At 39.1% G+C, this 20,982-nt stretch carries 14 protein-coding genes and 1 pseudogene; 11 read left to right on the top strand and 4 right to left on the bottom strand.

Annotation, left to right across the window (positions count from 1 at the left end; genetic code table 11):
- Positions 1–9: 9 nt before the first annotated feature.
- The 6 genes from glgC to P20495_RS07390 all read left to right on the top strand — a co-directional run bounded on the left by glgC (position 10) and on the right by P20495_RS07390 (position 7,120).
- Complete coding sequence (glgC, locus tag P20495_RS07365) at positions 10–1,311, top strand: glucose-1-phosphate adenylyltransferase (protein WP_008137132.1); 1,302 nt, start codon at positions 10–12, stop codon at positions 1,309–1,311.
- Between the two features lie 86 nt (positions 1,312–1,397).
- Positions 1,398–2,933 carry a glycogen synthase gene (locus P20495_RS07370; protein WP_008137130.1) on the top strand — a complete coding sequence of 512 codons (1,536 nt, stop codon included), beginning with the start codon at positions 1,398–1,400 and terminating at the stop codon, positions 2,931–2,933.
- A gap of 90 nt (positions 2,934–3,023) precedes the next feature.
- Positions 3,024–4,238 (top strand): EAL and HDOD domain-containing protein, encoded by a 1,215-nt coding sequence (locus tag P20495_RS07375; protein ID WP_008137128.1) that lies wholly within the window; start codon positions 3,024–3,026, stop codon positions 4,236–4,238.
- 30 nt (positions 4,239–4,268) lie between these two features.
- Positions 4,269–5,339 (top strand): DUF418 domain-containing protein, encoded by a 1,071-nt coding sequence (locus P20495_RS07380; protein ID WP_033016050.1) that lies wholly within the window; start codon positions 4,269–4,271, stop codon positions 5,337–5,339.
- Between the two features lie 86 nt (positions 5,340–5,425).
- Complete coding sequence (rluF, locus tag P20495_RS07385; RefSeq protein ID WP_033016048.1) at positions 5,426–6,463, top strand: 23S rRNA pseudouridine(2604) synthase RluF; 1,038 nt, start codon at positions 5,426–5,428, stop codon at positions 6,461–6,463.
- 333 nt (positions 6,464–6,796) lie between these two features.
- Positions 6,797–7,120 carry a PBPRA1643 family SWIM/SEC-C metal-binding motif protein gene (locus P20495_RS07390; RefSeq protein ID WP_033016038.1) on the top strand — a complete coding sequence of 108 codons (324 nt, stop codon included), beginning with the start codon at positions 6,797–6,799 and terminating at the stop codon, positions 7,118–7,120.
- A gap of 120 nt (positions 7,121–7,240) precedes the next feature.
- Here the strand turns inward: P20495_RS07390 and P20495_RS07395 are convergent, their stop codons facing one another.
- Positions 7,241–10,309: an efflux RND transporter permease subunit gene (locus P20495_RS07395; RefSeq protein WP_008137120.1), complete on the bottom strand. Its 3,069-nt coding sequence runs from the start codon at positions 10,307–10,309 to the stop codon at positions 7,241–7,243.
- Positions 10,310–10,311: 2 nt separating this feature from the next.
- Entirely contained in the window at positions 10,312–11,394 is a 1,083-nt protein-coding gene (locus tag P20495_RS07400) for an efflux RND transporter periplasmic adaptor subunit (protein WP_008137119.1), read from the bottom strand.
- A 122-nt stretch (positions 11,395–11,516) separates the two neighbouring features.
- Between P20495_RS07400 and P20495_RS07405 the strand changes: the two genes are divergently transcribed.
- Positions 11,517–12,413 carry a LysR family transcriptional regulator gene (locus P20495_RS07405; protein WP_008137116.1) on the top strand — a complete coding sequence of 299 codons (897 nt, stop codon included), beginning with the start codon at positions 11,517–11,519 and terminating at the stop codon, positions 12,411–12,413.
- Positions 12,403–12,714: an MGMT family protein gene (locus tag P20495_RS07410; RefSeq protein WP_008137114.1), complete on the top strand. Its 312-nt coding sequence runs from the start codon at positions 12,403–12,405 to the stop codon at positions 12,712–12,714. The genes P20495_RS07405 and P20495_RS07410 overlap by 11 nt, the downstream gene beginning before the upstream one ends.
- 340 nt (positions 12,715–13,054) lie before the next feature.
- On the opposite strand, the gene P20495_RS07415 is transcribed toward P20495_RS07410, so the two are convergent.
- Positions 13,055–15,325, bottom strand: a complete 2,271-nt coding sequence (locus tag P20495_RS07415) for a DUF2971 domain-containing protein (protein WP_008137110.1) — start codon at positions 15,323–15,325, stop codon at positions 13,055–13,057.
- A gap of 198 nt (positions 15,326–15,523) precedes the next feature.
- Positions 15,524–16,154, bottom strand: a pseudogene (locus P20495_RS07420) (hemolysin III family protein).
- Between the two features lie 219 nt (positions 16,155–16,373).
- Here P20495_RS07420 and P20495_RS07425 point away from each other — a divergent pair.
- The 3 genes from P20495_RS07425 to P20495_RS07435 all read left to right on the top strand — a co-directional run bounded on the left by P20495_RS07425 (position 16,374) and on the right by P20495_RS07435 (position 20,973).
- A complete protein-coding gene (locus P20495_RS07425; RefSeq protein ID WP_008137106.1) occupies positions 16,374–18,725 on the top strand; it encodes a TonB-dependent receptor in 2,352 nt (783 codons plus the stop codon).
- A gap of 93 nt (positions 18,726–18,818) precedes the next feature.
- Entirely contained in the window at positions 18,819–19,172 is a 354-nt protein-coding gene (locus tag P20495_RS07430) for a hypothetical protein (protein WP_007376336.1), read from the top strand.
- Positions 19,173–19,494: 322 nt separating this feature from the next.
- Positions 19,495–20,973, top strand: coding sequence for a cellulase family glycosylhydrolase (locus P20495_RS07435; protein WP_008137104.1), 1,479 nt, complete (start codon positions 19,495–19,497; stop codon positions 20,971–20,973).
- Positions 20,974–20,982: the final 9 nt, after the last annotated feature.

Genomic DNA, 20,982 nt, shown 5'->3' with positions numbered 1-20,982 from the left:
GAGAGTATTATGCCCAACTACGAAAATCGTTATATAAGCAGCCTAACCAGAGAAACTTACGCACTAATACTGGCTGGAGGTCGCGGTTCACGCCTGCATGAACTGACTGACTGGCGAGCAAAGCCTGCGGTTTACTTTGGTGGTAAACATCGAATAATCGACTTTCCGTTATCTAACTGTATTAACTCAGGCGTTAGGCGCGTTGGTATTGCCACACAATATAAGTCTCATTCACTTATTAGGCACGTTAACCGTGCTTGGGGGCATTTTAAAAAGGAATTGGGAGAGTCGGTTGAAATTCTACCTGCATCGCAGCGTCAAGGCGATGATTGGTATTGTGGAACCGCCGATGCTGTTTTTCAAAATATAGATATTATTCGTCATGAACTACCAAAATATGTGATGATTTTATCGGGCGATCATGTATATCGCATGGATTACGGTGCTCTTTTAGCTAAGCACGTAGAAAATGGCGCCGACATGACTGTTTGTTGCATCGAAGTACCCGTAGAAGAAGCCGCCGATACCTTTGGTGTAATGACCGTTAATGAGGAAAATCGTGTTTGCCGTTTTGACGAAAAGCCTGCAATGCCAAGTTCAGTACCTGGTAAGCCAGGTACGTGTTTAGCTTCAATGGGCAATTACGTATTTAACACCGAATTTTTGTTCGAACAGCTCAAAAAAGATGCTGAAAATGAAGGCTCTGGTCGCGATTTTGGCCACGATATTATTCCAGCGATAATAGAAGAGCATAACGTATTTGCCTTCCCATTTAGAGATCCAAACCAAGAAGGGCAACCTTATTGGCGTGATGTGGGTACACTAGATTCATTCTGGGAAGCTAATATGGAACTGGTAATGCCTGAGCCGCAACTTGATTTATACGATCCGATGTGGCCAATTTGGACCTATCAGGAACAACTACCGCCCGCTAAGTTTATTTTTGATGACGATGATAGGCGCGGAATGGCCTTAGACTCAACAGTTTCTGGTGGTTGTATTATTTCGGGCTCTGCTGTTAGAAAGTCTTTATTGTTTTCAAATGTACATATTCGTTCATTTTGCGAGATAGAGCAGTCAGTTATATTGCCTGGTGCAATTATAAATAGAGGCTGCAAAATTAAGCGGGCGATAATAGATAGAAGCTGTGAGATACCAGCAGGACTAGAAATTGGTTTTGATCGTAAGACAGATGAAGACAATGGCTTTAGAGTGTCTAAAAAAGGCATCGTACTCGTGACCCGTGATATGCTCACTGAGCTTGCAAAAAAGCTTGCGCGCCAAGCAAATGAAAATAAAAAGTTAGCTTAAATAAACTAGCTAACTAATTTTAAGCATGACAACAAGGCTTGCTCTTTATTGAGCAGGCTCATTAGGTTAAAGGAAGTAGTAAATTAATGCATGTATTAATGGTTGCAGCAGAGAACGACGCGTTACCAGGCGCTAAAGTAGGTGGAGTAGCTGATGTAGTGCGTGATGCACCAAAGGCGTTGGCAGAGCAAGGTGTAACTGTAGATGTTGTTATTCCTGATTACGGCTTTGCGTTTATTGAGCGTATTTATCTCGGTGAAGTAACGGTTGCTTTTAATGCACAGCCACATGTTTTAACACTTTTTAAAGTACGACAAACGCAAAGTAATGTCAGCCAAATTGTTATTAGCCACCCATTGTTTAGTGAATCAGGCACTGTTTACTGCAACGATGCACCCGGTAGGCCATTTGCCACGGATGCAACCAAGTTTGCTTTATTTAATGCCGCAGTTTGTGAGGCATTATTACAAGGGGTACTTACACGCCCTAATGCATTACATTTGCATGATTGGCACAGCGCGTGTGTTGCCGTTTTAATTAAATTTGAGCCACGTTATAGCGCACTAAATAACATACATATAGCCTACACTGTACATAACATAGCGCTGCAGGGAATAAGGCCTTTTAAGCACGATGACTCGAGTCTAGAAGCATGGTTTCCTTCGCTTAGTTATAACGGTCAACATTTATGTGATCCACGTTATCCGCATTGTTTTAACCCAATGCGCAGTGCCATTAACCTATGCGATAAAGTACATGTTGTATCACCAACCTATAGCCAAGAAGTACTTAAACCAAGTAATTATGAACATGGTTTTTTTGGCGGCGAAGGGCTTGAGCAAGATCTGCAAAATGCGGCAGAACAAGGCAAGCTGGTTGGTATTTTAAATGGCTGTGAGTATCCTAAGTTAACAAATGAAAATGCAGACTTAAATACTTTATATAAAAAAATAGAGAACACTTTATTTAGCTGGATGAGTAACCATAAGCAGCTTCAAAGTGGTTATTATATTGCGCACCAGCGACTACAGCAATTTAAAGCAGCAGCAAATAATGGCCCGTTAGTAACAAGTGTAGGGCGACTTACAGAGCAAAAAGTCTTGTTGTTGTGCCAGCAGGTGAACGGTACTTTAGCGATTGATAACGTTTGCCAACTAGTTAATAAATACGGTGGTCGATTCATTGTTTTAGGTTCGGGTGACAAAGAGCTTGAAAGTCTTTTTACTAAAGCGATGTCACGCAATTCTAACCTTTTATTTTTGCAAGGTTATGGTCAAGGTGTTGGTGATTTAATGTATCAACTAGGTGATTTGTTCTTAATGCCAAGTTCGTTTGAGCCATGTGGTATAAGTCAAATGCTTGCAATGCGAGCGGGACAGCCTTGCTTGGTGCATAGTGTTGGCGGATTAAAAGACACCGTTCAGCATAATGAAAATGGTTTTAGTTTTAGTGGCGACACATTAGCCATGCAAACTAGTAATTTAATCACCTGTTTAGACGAAACACTCTCAATTAAAAAGCAAGAACCTCAAAAGTGGCATAAAGTAAAAAAGGGTGCTGAGCAAGCCCGTTTTTCATGGACGCAAATCGCAACTGCTTATATAACAACCTTATATAGGTAAATTATTACGTGCTTTGCAAAGTTCAGTGACAATTGTATCGCTTTAATGTTTAATGACTTAGTCTGATGTAAAAAACAAGAAGTAGGTAATGTGTCTGTATTTGTTGCAAGGCAAGCAATATTTAATCGTCGTCAAAATGTAGTAGCTTACGAGCTACTTTTTCGTGATAGCCCTAAAAATTATTTTCCTGATATTGCAGAAGGCCAAGCGACCGCTCGTCTTATTATGGAGAATCAACTTAACTTAGGTACTCGCCATATTACATCAGGTAAAAAAGCACTCATTAATATTGGTCCTGAATCATTGAAGCTCGACTTATGCGCTTTTTTGCCTTGCCAAGATGTTGTAATCGAACTACTTGAAACCATTGAGCCAAACGATGATAACTACGAACTATGCCGAGGTTTATTTCATAGTAATTATAAACTCGCACTCGATGATTTTGTGTATAAACCACAGTGGGATCGTTTTTTAAAGCTCGTCAAATTAATAAAATTTGATATAAGAATGACACCGCTTAACGAAATACAACCCATCGTTAAAAAGCTGCAAGCACATAAACAAATAAAAATATTAGCCGAAAAAATAGAAACACAAGACGACTATAAATTAGCCTTTGATATGGGGTTTGATTATTTCCAAGGTTATTTTTTTGCAAAACCCACTATGATCAAGCAAAACGATATCGATTATAATTATGGGTTAGTTGTCGCTATTTATGCTGAAATAATGAAGCCAAACCCAGATATAAAAGTTATATCTGGGTTGTTTGAGCTAGATGCCGCCCTTGCATATAAACTACTGCGTTTAATAAACAGTGGTGTTTTTCCTATACAAAGTCAAATATCGTCATTAAAGCAAGCACTTGTCTATTTAGGGCATGATCGTCTTAAAAAGTTTGTGAGCCTTATTGTTACCGCTCATACAGCAGGAAAAAAGCCTGCTGAGCTAATGCAGGTTTGCGTTGTTCGTGCTCGTTTTTGTGAGCTTTTAGCAAAAAATGTAGCAAAGAGCCAAACTGGAGAGGCTTTTTTAACCGGTTTATTTTCATTGCTTGATGCAATACTTGATCAACCGATGAGCTTACTTGTTGAAAAGCTGCCTTTTCCAGATGAGATAAAAGCTGCATTATTAAATGATAAAAATAACCTTTACTATATTTTAAATGTTGTTAGAACATACGAAACTGGAAGCTGGTGGGCGCTAGAGCAAGCTGGGCTTTTGTTGAATATAGACAATGCTATACTGCCTGCACTCTACCAGCAGTCGGTCAATTGGGCCGACAGCTATAAGAACAATATTTAACGGACATTAGCTTTAATGCGCAATTACAATATGGACTTCATTCGTGGCATAGCTGTACTGGGCTTAGTTTACATGAATAGCTATGCTTTTGGTGTTTTTGAATTAGGCTACATTGCGCACAGTAATGCCCCTGTTAGTGACTCTATTATTTATATTTTTAGTACCTTATTTGTAGACGGTCGTTTTAGAACGCTGTTTAGTTTGCTGTTTGGGGCTGGGCTTTATATTCAATGGCAACGTTATAAGTCTGATGTGCAGTTAAAAAGTAGGCTTTACTGGTTAATACTGTTTGGTTTAGCACATGGGTTTTTACTTTGGGCTGGTGATATTTTATTTGTTTATGGCATTTCAGGTTGGTTTACTCTGAAATACCTACAAAGCGATAATGCGTTACTTTTGAGGCGAGGTCTTGCATTTATTTTACTGTGTGGCATCACCACTGGGCTGGTTATGTATGGTGCACCTGTGGATATTATTTATCGCGACTCTCAAGATTTTATTTCTTTATATAGTCCACATTATTTTGATTATTTTATTTCTAACTTAGGTATGAATGCATTAATGGTATTTATAGTGCCGATAATGACCTTGTGGATGTGTGCAGGGATTATGCTCATTGGTATTTACTTGTATAAACAGGGAGTATTTAGCGAAGGCTTAAGCACAAAACAGCTAGTAACAATCGTTATTGCAACCACGATCTTGAGTGCATTTAGGCTCTATACCTCGCAATACAGTAGTGGCTTTATGTATGCCATACAAGAGTTAATAAATATGTTTGCGGCACTTGGAATGGCGACGCTGTATATTCATTTAATTGTTAAATTTTGCAATAACAGCGCACACGTTGGCAAGCTTATTCAGCAAACAGGGCGCTTAGCATTTACCTTGTATATTAGCCAAACACTCATGCAACTATTGTTATATAAAGTGCTGTTTACACACTGGGTGCTCGGTTTTGATCGTATTGATTACTGGGTGCTGGCAACGGCATTAGTTGTACTGCAGCTCATATTTACCTTTATATACAGCCGCTATTTTAACCAAGGCCCACTTGAATTTGTATGGCGTAAATTAACTAAAGCAAAAATTAATGCTTAAACACCTATAAATTCTAAATTAGGGGCGAAAAAATAGTGTGGGTGGTTTACACTACTCGCCTTAAAAATTACTACGCTATAAGTGCCATGACCGAATTAAAACGTTTAAATAAATTTATTAGTGAAACAGGATTTTGTTCACGCCGCGAAGCCGATAAATATATTGAGCAGGGTCGTGTCAGCGTTAATGGCTACTCTCCAGAAATGGGCGTAAAAGTAGCCGCTACCGATGTTGTATTAATTGATGGCAAGCCACTTAAAGCCACACCAAAGCGCGTTTATATCGCTTACAACAAACCCGTTGGTATTACGTGTACTACCGAAAGTAAAATTCAAAGTAATATTATACGAGCAGTTAACTATCCTACGCGTATATTTCCAATAGGGCGCTTAGATAGACCGTCTGAAGGGCTTATATTTTTAACTAACGAAGGCGACATCGTTAATAAAATTTTGCGTGCGGGCAATAATCACGAAAAAGAATACGTTGTTACGGTGGATAAACCGCTTAATCGTCAGTTTGTTACAAAAATGGCCAATGGCGTGCCTATTTTAGATACCGTCACTAAAGAATGTAAAGTCACGCAAAGTGGCCCTAAAGAATTTAAAATAGTACTTACCCAAGGTTTAAACCGTCAAATACGCCGTATGTGTGAATATTTAGGTTACGAAGTGGTGACGTTAAAGCGCACTCGTATAATGAACGTAACACTAAAAGGTTTAAAGGTAGGGCAGTGGCGTCATTTGTCTGATACTGAAATGGCGCAAATAAACGACTCGATTTCTGACTCAGGTAAAACCCAAGAACATTCGCTTGATGCTAACAAGCAATCAGAAAATAATACGCCGTCGGCTCCCAAAAAACGTGACTTTCAGGGTGAAAACCCTCGCCGTTTTAATAAAGGCGAACAAAGTGGCGAGCGTAATACTGAGCGAAGTTCAAATCGCAACTCTGAGCGTAGTAATGCTAATGGCGAGCGCAAAAATGAGCGCAGTAAAGCACCTTATCAAAAGCGTTCTACCACGTATGTTGGTAAGCCAAAAAGTATTAAAGAGAATAAGTCGTCTAATGCTAAATCAGACTCACAACCAAGCTCAGGCCGTATTCTCAGTTTAAAAAAATAATGTGCAGCTAAGTCCATGCGGTCGTATATCAGAAGTTTTTAACACAGTTAGCGTCAGGCTTAAGCCCTCAAATTGATCAAGTATTATTACGGATTGATATTAGATACTAAAATGTCTCTAAGCTGAGTCAGCGTAATTTCACTCTATTACGAATTTAAGGTTTGTCTAAATCTCTATTTTAAATCCATTAAATAGCTTATTTATGTCGTTATATTAGGCGTATATACAGTAAAGCCTAATTTATATTGTGCATTAACAAGTACACTTAGTTATATGTTGGGTAAGCTGTTAAGATGCGGCGTCTTAATAATGTAGAAAGGTTATAGAAGTAGCATGTCAAAGTTTTTCTTTATGGGTAAGCCCGATATAATGGGTAAAAATAACAGTAGCGGATTTTCGCCAAAACGTACCGCAAAGGTAGGCACAGAGTTGCACCCGCTCACGCTAATTGTAAACTCAGCTGAACGACAATCAGAAATAGAAGCAATACTAGAAGAGCATTCGCTGTTTGCTTCGATTGAAATTAAAGCAGACGTACCAGAAGATATTCGCGAACTAGACTTTGCGCTTAGCAAGTCAACACCACAAGTATTTGATAAAGTACCAGAGCGTAACGCACCTTGTGTATGTGGTAGTGGCAAAAAATACAAAAAGTAGTTGCGGCTAATTTATTAACCACTCAATATGTGGCCTTTCTTTTTTCATCGGTATTAAATAAAAATAGCCACTGACCTTGAGCCAGTGGCATTTTTTTATGTTAACCGATTAGATGTTTAACTACTTACGCGGTTCGTAATCAATTCTAAATATAACCGTGTAAAGTACTGGCACTACAATGAGGGTTAGTATGGTGGCAAAGCCTAAACCGAACATTATGGTTACCGCCATTGACTGGAAGAACACGTCAAATAGCAGCGGGATCATACCTAAAATAGTGGTTATAGCGGCCATAGCAACTGGGCGCACACGACTCACACCAGAGTCAAATACGGCTTCATAGGGCGATTTACCTTCCCTTAATTCGAGATTTATTTGATCGACCAACACAATCCCATTTTTGATCAACATACCGCTTAAGCTTAACAAACCAAGCAAACCCATAAAGCTAAATGGTGTATTCATAATCAATAACCCTGCACTTACGCCAATAATAGCAAGAGGCACGGTTGCCCAAATTACCAAAGGTTGCTTAACTGAGTTGAATAATAATACAGTTACTGCAAACATAGCCAAGTAACCCAATGGTAAAGAGCCAAATATTGCTTTTTGAGCCTTGCTTGATGACTCAAACTCGCCGCCCCATTCCAGTTGGTAACCACGTGGCAGTTCCATATTCTCTATTGGGCCGCGAATACGCGCAAATAGTTTAGCTGGGGTTTCATCGCCGAGTACATTATGATCGGCCATCACAGTAATAGTACGTTTACGGTCGCGGCGCATTATTAGGCTGTCTTCCCATTGTACAATAAACTCGTCTACTACTTGGGTTACTGGTACAAATACACCAAGTACTGGGCTGTATATTTGAAGGTCGTGAACGCTTTCTACGTTTAAGCGCTCGTTAGCTGGGGATCGTGCAATAATAGGCAGCAACTGCGTACCATCACGATATACACCTACTTGCTTACCTGACAAACTGGTGAGTAATATATCATCCAAGTCTGATTTGCTAATGCCTAAGCGGCGTGCTTTTTGTTCGTTAAACTGTGGGCGAATCATTTTGGTACGTGCGCGCCAGTCATTACGAATATTGTATGCGCCATCATCGTTACCAATCAGTTCTTCGGCTTTAGCGGCCAGTTGCCTTAAAATAACAGGATCAGGGCCCGAAAAACGGGCTTCTATTTTGGCATCGGTAGAAGGGCCTATTTCCATTGGTTTAATTTTAAGTTGTGCAGAAAGCGCATACTGATTTGAATAATCACGGACTTTTTGCATTATAGTGGCAACAGCTTCCCTGTCGGCAACACGAACAATCAATTGCCCATAAGCTGGGTATGACTTTTCTGGCGCGTAGGTAAGCATAAAGCGGGGTGCGCCTTGCCCTGTGGTACTTGTTACTTCTTCAACGAGTTCTTCTTTTTGTAAAAACGCCTCAAGCTGTTTAACTCCCTCAAGGGTTGAGCGAACATCAGAACCTTGTGCTTGCCAGTAATCTACATAAAACATAGGTGTATTAGAGGCAGGAAAGAATGACTGTTTTACAGAGCCAAAACCAACAACCGCAGTACACAGTAAAACAACCATTAATATAAGCGTGGTTTTTCTAAAGTGTAGAGAAAAATCTAATACAGCCTTATAGCCATTAAAAATAAAGCCTTTGTATGGGTCTTCATCTTCTTGGTCATTTTCGCCTTTGAATTGAGTTTCTTTAAACATCAAATTGGCAAAAAATGGCGTTAATGTAATAGCTGTTATCCAACTTAATAAAAGCGAAATAAACAGCACCCAAAATAAGCTACCGGCAAATTCACCACTGGCATCAGAGCTTAAACCTATTGGTGCAAACGCGGTTACCGCAATGACTGTTGCACCTAGTAAAGGCCACTTTGTTTGTTCAACAATATTAACTGCTGCTTTGAGTTTTGTTTGGCCACGTTTAAGGTTTATTAGTATCCCTTCGGTTACTACTATTGCGTTATCAACCAGCATCCCTAGGGCAATAATAAGTGCCCCAAGCGATATGCGCTGTAAATCGATAGCGAACAACTTCATAAATATAAATGTACCTAGTACGGTCAGTAGTAAAATACCACCAATTAAAATGCCGCTTTTTAGCCCCATAAACAAAAGCAAAACCACAATTACAATCGCAATAGCTTCAACCAAGCTGATAATAAATCCATCAACTGACTTTTCAACTTCTTTAGGTTGATTGTATACCGAACTAATATCAATGCCATGTGGTCGTTGATACTCAAGCGATGCCAAGTGTTCATCTATATGCTTGCCTATATCAACCACGTTAACACCAGAGGTAAATGACACACCTATTAGTAATGCTTGTTCATTATTGTAGCGAATAATATTACTTGGTACTTCGGCATATTCTCTGTGTACCTTGGCTACATCACCTAAGTAAATTAGTTCACTTGCGCCTGTTTTTGAAATCAGTAGCGTTTCAAGCTCTTTTACATTTTTAAACTCACCCGTTGGATGAAAACGGATTGATTCATCGCCTACGCGAATTTTACCCGCGTTTGATACCGTGTTTTGCGATTGTAAAAGTTGAAATATATGACTAGGAGCTATGCCTAATTGCGCTAATTTACGAGTCGATATCTCTACCATAACCTGTGCTTGCTGCTCTCCAGCAACGGTAACTTTACTAACCCCCTTAACAAGTACCAGCTCGCGCTTTAAATAGTCTACGTAATCTTTAAGTTCATCATACGAATAGCCATCGCCTGTAACCGAATACATCACACCGTATACGTCGGCAAAATCATCTAAAATTATACTTGGGTAGACACCGGTAGGTAATGAGGGGGAGAGATCATTAATTTTACGACGCATTTCATCCCATATTTGTCGCAGTTGTTCTTTACGGTAGGTGCTTTTCATTTCTACTGTAATTTGCGATTTTCCATTTGACGAAATTGACGTTACATAATCGACATAAGGTAATTGTTGAATCGCATTTTCGATAGGGAAGGTTACTTCTTCTTCAACTTGTTGCGGTGAAGCACCTGGGTACATGGTTATAACCATGGCCTTTTTGAGTGTAAATTCAGGGTCTTCTAATTGCCCTAAATCAAAATACGATATGCTACCACCAATTAATAGCAGCAACGTAAACATCCAGCTGATTACTTTTTTTTCTATGGAGAGTTGTGCAAAGCTCATTGTTATAAGCCTCGCTCTTTATTCCACGCGCGTACCTTCATGCCTTCTTTTATTGAGTGTACACCCGCAGCCACAACTATTTGACCTTCTTTAATGCCGCTTAGTACTTCAATGCCGTCGCGATGAAGTTGACCAATTTCTACCGCTTGCTTATGAACCTGACCTGTTTGCTCGTCGTAAAGCCAAACATATGCATTGTTTTTAATGGTTTCTTGAGGATCAGAAAAAACGGATTCGATAGGTAAAATTGTGTAAGCAACTTGTGAGTTAGTTACTTTACTCAAATCAATTAGTACACTGCCTGTCATGCCAGCAAGTAAATTAAAGTCATCGGGTACAGGCAGAGAAAAAACAACTTTATAAGTAAGTGTTGCAGGGTCTGCTTGCGTATCCCATTCTTTTATCGTTAAGGTGTATTCTTTGTCGTCGTAACCGTCAAATTTAACAGTAGGTTGGTAGCTAGTGCCTTTATTAAAGCGTGCAACTATTTTTTCAGGAACTTGTATTTCAACGTCCATTAAATCGCGGGTTTCTAAACGTAATATATTTTGCTTCGCTTGAATATTTTCAAAGTTTTTAACAAATACTTTAGCGACGATGCCACTAAAAGGAGCACGTAATTCACTGTACTCAAGGTTTGTTTCAGCTATTTTGAATGCTGATTCAGCAACTTGCATATCAGCAGTTGCTTTATCGAGCTCTGATTGGCTAGTAATTCGTTTTTCAAATAATTGTTCTATTCGGTTAAGTTGAGATTTTGCAAGTTCATACCTAGCTTTTCTATCATCATATTGCAATTCAAAATCTTCAGGATCGAGCTTTGCCAATAGTTGGCCTTTCTCTACATGTTCACCAGCAAGCACAGGAAACTTAATAAGTTCGCCGTTTACCCTAAAAGCAAGGTATGACCCTTGGTTTGCAACAACTTCAGCAGGAAAGCTGCGAATGTTAATTTGAGAATCATGACCTATGTTGAATAATTTAACAGGGCGAATGGGCTCTTCTTTAACTTGTTGTTCTGGCTCAGAACAGGCTATTAAGCTAAGTAAGGTCGTTGTTAATAAACATAGACGAAAGAGTTTCATGTCTTCTCCGTTGCAGTGATGGCAAAATAATTAAGTGCAGCATACGCTGCAAACATATAAAATAAAAATCATTAAATTTTAGAAACTCAATAAGTTTTACTTATAATGTTGCAGAGCGGTATATGAAGCTGAATCAATTAATAATTTTAGATGCCATAGTGCAAAGCGCAAGCTTAAGTGGGGCAGCACTAAAGCTACATAAAACGCAGCCCGCGCTTACACTTGCTATTAAAAAACTAGAAGAAAAAATAGGATTTGAGTTACTAGATAGAAGTAAGTACCGATTACAGCTTACTGAAAAAGGGCGTATTTTTCACCGCGAGGCGCAGCAACTCCTGCATGCGAACGGCGAGTTAGCACAGCTTGCTAAAGAATTAGCACTCGGGAATGAGCCCCAATTTAGAATTTGTTACGAACAACTTTGCCATATGCAAAGTTACAACGAGATCATAAGTAATACTTTTAGGTTGTTTACCAGCACGGAATTTAGCTTAACAAGCGGGAAGCGCTTTATTTCGTTAGAGCAAGTAAACAGTGGGCAAGCTGAATTAGGCATTGGCCCGTGGTTTGATTTATTTCACGCGACAGGCGATTTAGAAAGCGTACCTATAGGCAGGCTCGATATTGGCATTGTCAGCGCTAAAGGCGTACTTCCTCAAAAGCTAACCTATAGCGAACTGCAAACGTATCCGTGTTTAGCCATGTTTGAAAGTGATTTGAGTATCGACAGTGACAGACTATCGTACTCAAAAGGCTCGGCCATGATGAAAATTGATGATGTATCGACCTTAAAATCGTTTTTACTCTCAGGCGCAGGTTGGGCAATGATGAGCCTAGAGCACTGCGACCCTGAAATAAAAGCAGGCTTACTTCAAGAAATACACATAACTGACCGTGAGCATAAGTTTAGTGCACAAATTAGAGCCTTTAGACAACATGCAGTGCACCACGGCCCTGTAGCGCGTACTATTTGGGAGCAATTTAAAGTACTTAGTGAGGCGTATTTAAATGAACGCTGATATTGATAAAGAAACACTTATTTATACTGTTATCGCAGGCATACCAATAGGAAAAGTAGCAAGTTATGGGCAAGTTGCAGCTCTTGCGGGCTACCCGCAAAACTCACGGTTGGTGGGGCGCTTATTAAAAGTGATGCCAAACGACTCGGTTATACCTTGGCACAGGGTAGTGAATAGCCAAGGTAAAATATCGTTTCCAGCGGGTAGCGAAAAATACCAAGAACAACGCGAAAAGCTATTATCAGAAGGCATACTGTTTAAAAGCGACAAAGTGAATATGCGCGAGTGCCGGTGGGAGTGATATAACTATTATGGGCAGGTAAGTGCCATGGCTGACCTTCAAGGCGTGAATCGATATTCTGTTGGGTGGCGCCTTTGGCTTAACCAACCTACCTTTTTACGTAGGTCGGATAAGTGGCGAAGCCACGCCAACCGACAAAGTAAAATACCTTGCCAATTATTATCAATATTTTATGTTGTCGACTGGCTGGAGAGTGCCATGAGCAGTCATTCATGATTAACTCGTTTCTGCCCCACTATGAACTAAAGCTCGAATTGTTATTTCAGGTAATTTGCGAGTTTTTATATACAAAAGTACTAGATGGGAGGAAGCAAGGCTTACCTCCAGCAGTTTTATTTCATTAGATTGTTGAAATTTCGATGTCTCGATACTTTAATGCGAAACAGTTATCTTGTGAAATAAAAGCTTCTCGCAAAGTTACTTTGGGCGCATAACTTTCTCTGTTGGAATTTATTGTGTTAGCTATATTTGCTATAAGTTTTCTCTTATCATCGGGGAAGTCGCATCCTAGCGTGATACTGCGAATACTAGCGTTGATTTTGGTGCGATCGGTATTCGGGTAATTAAAGTTCTCAAAGTAGATTTTTTCTTTAGCATTAGTGAATATTCTAACTTCATCTTCGTAAGACCAGTCGTTATTTTTAGTTAAAAGGTATTGGTTAAAAATATATAAATGTTTTTCTAAATTTCTTTTAGATTCATCTGTATAGTTCACTTTTTCGATGCCAACCCCGTAAGGAAATTCCCCACCAAACCAATATTCGACCATTATACCTTTGTGCTCTTGGGCGTAGTGAGACCACATCAACATAGAATTATTGTTGTTCGATAGCGAGCAGATGCGATAGTTGGTATCTATCAGGTTATTCGAATCAAGCTTACTTAATATCGGTAGTTCAATGGGGTCATTTAACTGTTTTTTTGACGCCAAATAAAAGTACTGGTTTGTAAGTGCATCAATACTATTGACATTAAAAGGGGAATACTTAAAAAGTCGACCTGATTTTGCTGTAAAAGTGTGCCATTTGAACTGGTTGACTAAGTTAGCATTATACCTGTGTCGTAAGTCGTTATATTCTTCTTCTGATACTTCTACATCAGGCAACCTTTGTGCACAGCTAATGTAATTACCAATGAGAATGTGATCATAGTCCTTTGATAAGCGCATCAACTTTATAGCAAGCTTGTAGTATTCAAATGCATGACTAAGTTCTTTTTTGCGCTCATAACATACGCCAATACAATTGTACGATGAGATGGTTGGTATGTTATTAGAATGAAACTTGGTAATATTTTCTATTACGAAATCAAATTCATTGCACTCTATGCCTAAGTTGTATAAACGCAGGAAATCGTCATTGCTCATATCTCCGTTAGATAGTTTGTCTTTCATCTCTGCTAGCTGCGTATTGTAGTATGCATCATTCCACTTGTTTTTTAATGAATTTAACGAGCTACTCAAATGCTCATAGGTTGGGTGGTTGATTAAGTTGGGGGAGTCGAATGCCTTAGTCACTTCTTGATATATTTGCCAGTTATCAATCATATTTTTGAAACGTGTCTCTTCTAGGAATCGACGCTCTAGCTCATCAATTTTATGTTTACATCTAACGGCTTGATATAGAGTTTTAGATTCCCCTTCTAAGGTGTCTGCCTTGTCATTAATAACCTTCAAAACTTGCTTGTTTACTGGTTGTTTTAAGTATGACAACGCTAGCAAGTAATACAGACCTCCGTTTATATCGTTTCGGTAATATAAATCGTTTGTTGGTGCTTCTTCGTGGTAAGTAACGACGTCTTTATATTCTCCTGCCTGAAATGCTTTTTGTATTAGCACCTGCCTAAGAGGGTTAGCTCTCCCTTCCTCTGATTCCTTGACATAAGCTTGGTAAATTGTTTTGTAGTCGTCACCTAATAACTTATCGATTTGCCAGCAATAAAGCTTGCTTATCGCAAACTCTTTACTGATTAAGTTGCGATTTAAATACGCTTCTATGATTTCAACACTTACGCTATCCATTGATTCTATTAGGGCTAAACAATCCTCAACTTCATCAAGATAGAAAAGCACAACAACAAGCATATCCCTCTCACAAGTAACTTTGCTATCTTGAATTAAAGATTTAATAAACTGCCAGTCTTGAAATGTAAAGGCTGAGAAGCTATTGCTGTGATATCTGCTCAGGTTATCTATTGTGTGACCTAATCGCTCAAATTCATTGTTTTTATAATCGAGTTGTAAAGATTTGATACATGAATTCGTATCATCATCCTTAATGAACAATCCCCAATGGGCGTGAGCATTGTTTGGGTTTAGTTTTATAGCGTGTCGATAGAAACCGGCTGGTATGTGCTGCTCATTGAATGAGCTGTAAATCTTATCAGCAGTACCCCCAAGGTAGCAGTAAGCAGAAGATTCATCGCCGTACCGTGAAATTGCTTCGGCAATAACATCATCTAAGCATTCTTGCTTTAGATATTGGATAAAGTAATAAAACCCTAGATACAATTTATTTTCATGGGACTGCCAACAATTATCTAGAGAAGTTAGCTTCGAAAATTCTTGGTTTTTAATCCAATTGATTATCTTTTTATCTTCAATGTTATTCATGTCATCCATTATTTAAATCGCTTGTTATTATAAATGCTATGAAGGACTAACGGGGTTAGCTCCTTCCTTTTGCTCTACCAGAATTTATCCAAACATCCTGCATTAATCAGAAATCATAACGCGGAACTGTCCAAAAACAAGCTAAAGTGAATGTCCGTTCCTCGCTCGAACCAGACCATTCTAATTGGCTTTACCTGCCTAATAAACATAATTACTAATTGAAATATAATGGCAAACACACCCAGCAATAACAAATAAGTGCCAAATTGCGTGGCTAAATTGTGTGTCTTTTAGCGCTGTAAAAAAAAGTGCCTAAACTATAAAAAATACCGCCGGCAAGTAGCCAGTAAAGTGCTTTTACATCAACACTTGAATAAAGCGGATATACAATAGCCAGTGCAAACCAACCCATGAGCAAGTAGGTGGCGAGTGATATTTTTTTATTGCCGTTTTTTACAAATACTTTGTACGCAACGCCCGCCAGTGCGACAGTCCAAATAAATGTAAGTGTTGCCCATGACCAAGCACCGGTTAATGAGATTAATAAAAAGGGAGTGTAGGTGCCGGCAATTAATAAGTATATGGCGCAGTGATCGCACTTTTTATAAAAGGCTCTTAAGCGCGGTTGAATACTGGCGTGGTACAAAGTGGATGACAAAAACAGCACAAATAGGCTACTGCCATAAATTGCAGTACTAATATACGCTTTAGTGCTGGTGGCTTGGCTAAATAAATCCCACATAACAAATGCGGCAAATACAATACCAAGTGCATGACTAATTACGTTTAGTTGTTCTTCTTTTTTAGAATAGGGCGCTTCTAACGACATGACAGATCCTACCACTATTTGAATGAATTTTAGTGTACAAGTGTACGCTGAGTTTTTCAATCTTATAATTTTTATATGAATACAATAATTTATTATTTTTCATAAAGTTGAAACATCAATTTAACCAATGCGTAATTAATAAGACGTAAAAAAGTCGTAATAGTTCGTTAGATTACCGGTAATTCCTAAAAACAATTAACCGGACGAACAGTGAAAAACATGAAAAATAAATTAACAACACGGCCTTTTCTTAAACTTACTAAATTGTCTGTGGCGATGATTTGCGTTACATCAACAAATAGTTTTGCAGATCAAACCATAAATAAAGAACTTGATGAAATAGTGGTTGTTGCTCAAAAGCGTGCGCAATCAATACAAGATGTGCCTGTAACAATAAGTGCCTACGATGGCGACTTTTTAGAAAGCTTAGGTATTGGCGAACTCGACACTTTATCTGAAATAACACCAGGGCTTGTTATTCAAGAGCAAAGCCCTAACAACCCGGGCTTTGTAATTCGTGGTATTACGTCTGATAGTGGGTCGTCTCAATCATCACCTCGTGTGTCTATTTATTATAACGGAGCAGATGTATCACGCTCTCGTGGCTCGTACTTTGAGCTTTTTGATGTAGAAGGGATTGAAGTGGTTAAGGGACCACAAGCGACACTGTTTGGAACAGCAGCTTCTGTGGGGGCTATTAGTGTAGCAACACGTAAACCAGAAAAAGATTTTTCGGCTCAATTAAAAGCATCCGTTGGTAATTACTCGGCCAAAGGTGTTAGTGGTTTTGTAACGGGTGGTAATGATTTAATGCAAGGCCGTGTTGCTTTTACTTATCGTGAACGTGATGGGTTTATAAAAAATATTGCAGGAGATAGTAACTCCCAAAATCCGGCTGGGTTTAAGCAAGATGATATGCATGCTATTGAGCGTTTTTCTTATCGTCCGTCTTTACGTATTACACCTAGTGACGATGTAACGATTGATTTGGTGTATACGTATGAAAAAAATGATGACTCGGGTACATCTTTTAAAAATGGGCTTTATGCACCAACCGGTGGTGATACAAGTCCATATAGCTTTGTTGAAATGCCAGGTAGTCCGTATGCAGAGTCTGTGTTTGGAAAAAAAGACTTAGGTGTGGAGCGCACAGTTAACGATTTAAATTTGACTGTAAATTGGGATGTAAGTAACGATTTAACAATCACCTCAATTACCGCAGGGCGTAACTTTGATTCTTTAGAAGTGTTTGATGCTGATGGTACGCAGGCATGGTTTTTAGAATTTGCAGAAGCTGCTGAGGGCGATCAATTTAGCCAAGAATTACGCGCTGTTTATACGCAGAATAAGTTTACTAGTATTTTTGGTGTGAGTTACTTTGAAGAAGAGGGTAGCCAGCGTATTCCATTTAGTACAGAGGAGTCTATATTCTTAAATTGCTTAGGCGTATTGGGTACAGGTGTTCCTTGTATTAATAATGATGGTAGCGTTAATATTTTAACGCCAGTATTAACAGGTGGTGCAATAAACGAGTTGCCATATTCATTAGAGTTTACAAACTATGGTGAAAACAAAGCGTACTCAGCGTTTGCTGATGTAACTTATGCTGCAACTGAGGCACTGGAGTTAACAGCGGGTCTTCGTTATATAAAAGAAGAAAAGCGCAGTGGTTATAGCTCTGCTGCACCCAATAGTGTTTTGACGCAAGCGCCATTGTTTACGGTTGATACTAATGGTGAAACATTCTATGGCAATGCTGATTATGATGATTGGCTGCCACGTTTTAATGCGCTTTATATAATAAACCCTACCACAAATATGTATGCGACTGTTTCAAAAGGGCGTCGTTCGGAAGTACTTGAAGTAAGTTCGGCTAACGATGAACAAGGGAATGTCGAAGCCTCAATATCAGAAGTTCCAGCGGAAATTATTTGGAACTACGAAACCGGTATTAAAGGCAAAGCGCTTGACGGGCGTTTAGATTACTCTGTCGCTGTATTTTATCAAGATTACTCTAACTTTCAGGTTACGTTACAGGATGATGAAGGCGTTGCGTTTTCTGCAGATGCGGGCTCTGCCACTAATGTTGGCGCAGAGGCTGAAGTAAGGGCGTTAATTAATAATGAGTTTGAGGTATTTGCCAATACGGCTTACCTTGATGCTGAAATAGATGATGACAGTAATAACGGTAACCTCGCTGGCAATAAATTTAGATTACAACCAGAGTGGACATTTAGTACGGGGCTGTTTTATTCAACAGAATTGTCAAACTCACTTAATTTAACGAGCTCTTTGATATATAGCTACCGCTCTGAAGTGTTTTTTGAGCCAGCAAATGCGCCAATATCAGGCTTAGATATTAGCCAACCAGCGCTTGGATTAGTCAGTGCGCGCTTAGGTATCGCAAATGGTGATGACTGGGCTGTTAGTGTATTTGCTAGTAACTTATTAGATAAAGAGTATTTAGTTGATGCTGGTAATACTGGAGGAGGATTTGGCAACCCAACATTTGTTGCAGGAGCACCTCGCTTTGTTGGTATTGAGTTAACTCTCGGGTTTGGCGGACAATAATACATTTAACTACTTGATATTTTAATTGAGCCACTGCAAAGTGGCTTTTTTATGTGACCACTTTAAAAAGTGTAATTTCTATATTGGATAAATATGAAACCAGATCTTAAAGCTGCTTTACTTACCGCCATTGTTTATCCTGGAGCGGGGCATTTTTCTTTAAAAAAACACCTTATAGGCGCTATTTTTGCGGGGGTATTTTCTGTTCTTTTAATTTTAACCTTTCAAGATATATTTGCGATTGCACAGTGTACTGCAAATGAAATTGTACACGGAAAAATCCCTATGTCGGTTACGGCCATTTTAAAAGCCGCGCAACAACCATCTAACGCCTGCGCTCAGCTCGCTGAATATAAGTACGTACCTTTAATGATTGTTATTTGGATATTGAGTATTGCAGATGCCTATCGTTTAGGACGTAAGGTGTTGCCCAATATAATTGACTAAAATGTATGCAAGGTGGTGTTTCTTAATCGATGGCTACCTATTTACTCTACTTAAACATTTTATTTTTACCTAATGTAAAAAAAGTGTAAAAAACAATATATCCCCGACAAAATCTTCGAACTTCGTTAAACATGCCTTTTATTCTCCTTTTCCTAATTCACGGCAGTGCTTCGTGAATTTTTTTGTTCAGTTAATGTTAATAATAAGTTGGTACTTTTAACTTACGTAAAATATAATTGACAATTACTTTGTATTGCTTTTGCGGTTTTACTTTATTACATCAGCGAAATGACGACTGATAACTTCAATTTAAGGAAATATTATGGATAACAGTTTAATTAATCACAACAAAAGGAACTTTAAAGTGACGAGCTTATCGTTAGCTTTATTATTAGGTTGTTCAACAATGGCTAATGCCGCTGTTGAGAAATTAACGGTTAGTGGTAATCAAATTCTTGCTGGTGGTGAAAATACGAGCTTTGCAGGTACCAGCTTATTCTGGAGTAACACGGGGTGGGGGGCTGAAAAATTTTATACCGCAGAAACAGTAGCACGTGCTAAGTCTGAATTTAATGCAACATTGATTCGCGCGGCAATAGGCCATGGGTCAAGTGCTGGTGGTAGCTTAAATTATGACTGGGATGGCAATATGAGCCGTCTTGATACTGTTGTAAATGCTGCTATTGCTGAGGATATGTACGTTATTATTGACTTTCATAGCCATGAAGCACATACAGATCAGGCAACTGCCGTTCGATTTTTTGAAGACGTAGCTACAAAGTATGGGCAATACGATAATGTTATTTATGAGATTTATAACGAGCCGTTACAAATTTCATGGGCTAACGATATTAAGCCTTACGCCGAAACTGTAATTGATAAAATTAGAGCAATCGATCCTGATAATTTAATTGTGGTTGGTACACCAACATGGTCTCAAGACGTTGATGTGGCATCACAAGATCCGATAGATCGCGCCAATATTGCTTACACTCTGCACTTTTATGCTGGCACGCACGGACAATCATATCGAAATAAAGCGCAAACAGCACTCGACAACGGTATTGCATTGTTTGCTACAGAGTGGGGGACAGTTAATGCTGATGGCAATGGTGGTGTTAATGCTAATGAAACAGATGCATGGATGGCATTTTTTAAAACAAACAATATTAGTCACGCTAACTGGTCTATTAATGATAAAAACGAAGGGGCTTCGTTATTCACCCCTGGCGGCAGTTGGAATTCATTAACCGCTTCAGGCACTAAAGTTAAAGAGATCATTCAAGGTTGGGGTGGCAGTACCGTTGCTTTAGACTCTGATGGCGATGGTATAAGTGACAGCCTTGATCAGTGTGATAATACTCCTGCAGATACAGTGGTTGATAGTATTGGTTGTGCGGTAACTGATGCCGATGCTGATGGTATTAGCGATAGTGTTGATCAATGTCCAAATACACCTGCAGGGGAAACTGTTAATGATGTGGGTTGTGCTGTTGAAGTAGTTGAACCACAAAGTGATGCGGATAATGATGGAGTGAATGATGATATTGATCAGTGCCCAGATACACCCGCAGGTACAAATGTTGATGCAAATGGATGTAGTGTTGTGAGTTCAACCGATTGTAATGGTATTAATACATACCCTAATTGGGTGAAAAAGGATTATTCGGCCGGTCCATTTACACACAATAACACCGACGACAAAATACAATATCAAGGCAATGCATACAGTGCAAATTGGTATACAAACAGCCTTCCAGGAAGTGATGCTTCGTGGACGCTTCTTTATAGTTGTAATTAAGCGCGTTTA

It is taken from the genome of Pseudoalteromonas sp. BSi20495, assembly GCF_000241185.1.
Classification (GTDB): Bacteria; Pseudomonadota; Gammaproteobacteria; order Enterobacterales; family Alteromonadaceae; genus Pseudoalteromonas; species Pseudoalteromonas fuliginea.
This window is presented reverse-complemented; position numbering and strand designations above follow the sequence as displayed.

Coding starts and splice junctions, on each gene's coding strand:
- glgC (WP_008137132.1), top strand. CDS start 10: ATGCCCAACTACGAAAATCGTTATATAAGCAGCCTAACCAGAGAAACT.
- P20495_RS07370 (WP_008137130.1), top strand. CDS start 1,398: ATGCATGTATTAATGGTTGCAGCAGAGAACGACGCGTTACCAGGCGCT.
- P20495_RS07380 (WP_033016050.1), top strand. CDS start 4,269: ATGGACTTCATTCGTGGCATAGCTGTACTGGGCTTAGTTTACATGAAT.
- rluF (WP_033016048.1), top strand. CDS start 5,426: ATGACCGAATTAAAACGTTTAAATAAATTTATTAGTGAAACAGGATTT.
- P20495_RS07390 (WP_033016038.1), top strand. CDS start 6,797: ATGTCAAAGTTTTTCTTTATGGGTAAGCCCGATATAATGGGTAAAAAT.
- P20495_RS07395 (WP_008137120.1), bottom strand. CDS start 10,309: ATGAGCTTTGCACAACTCTCCATAGAAAAAAAAGTAATCAGCTGGATG.
- P20495_RS07400 (WP_008137119.1), bottom strand. CDS start 11,394: ATGAAACTCTTTCGTCTATGTTTATTAACAACGACCTTACTTAGCTTA.
- P20495_RS07405 (WP_008137116.1), top strand. CDS start 11,517: ATGAAGCTGAATCAATTAATAATTTTAGATGCCATAGTGCAAAGCGCA.
- P20495_RS07410 (WP_008137114.1), top strand. CDS start 12,403: ATGAACGCTGATATTGATAAAGAAACACTTATTTATACTGTTATCGCA.
- P20495_RS07415 (WP_008137110.1), bottom strand. CDS start 15,325: ATGAATAACATTGAAGATAAAAAGATAATCAATTGGATTAAAAACCAA.
- P20495_RS07425 (WP_008137106.1), top strand. CDS start 16,374: ATGAAAAATAAATTAACAACACGGCCTTTTCTTAAACTTACTAAATTG.
- P20495_RS07430 (WP_007376336.1), top strand. CDS start 18,819: ATGAAACCAGATCTTAAAGCTGCTTTACTTACCGCCATTGTTTATCCT.
- P20495_RS07435 (WP_008137104.1), top strand. CDS start 19,495: ATGGATAACAGTTTAATTAATCACAACAAAAGGAACTTTAAAGTGACG.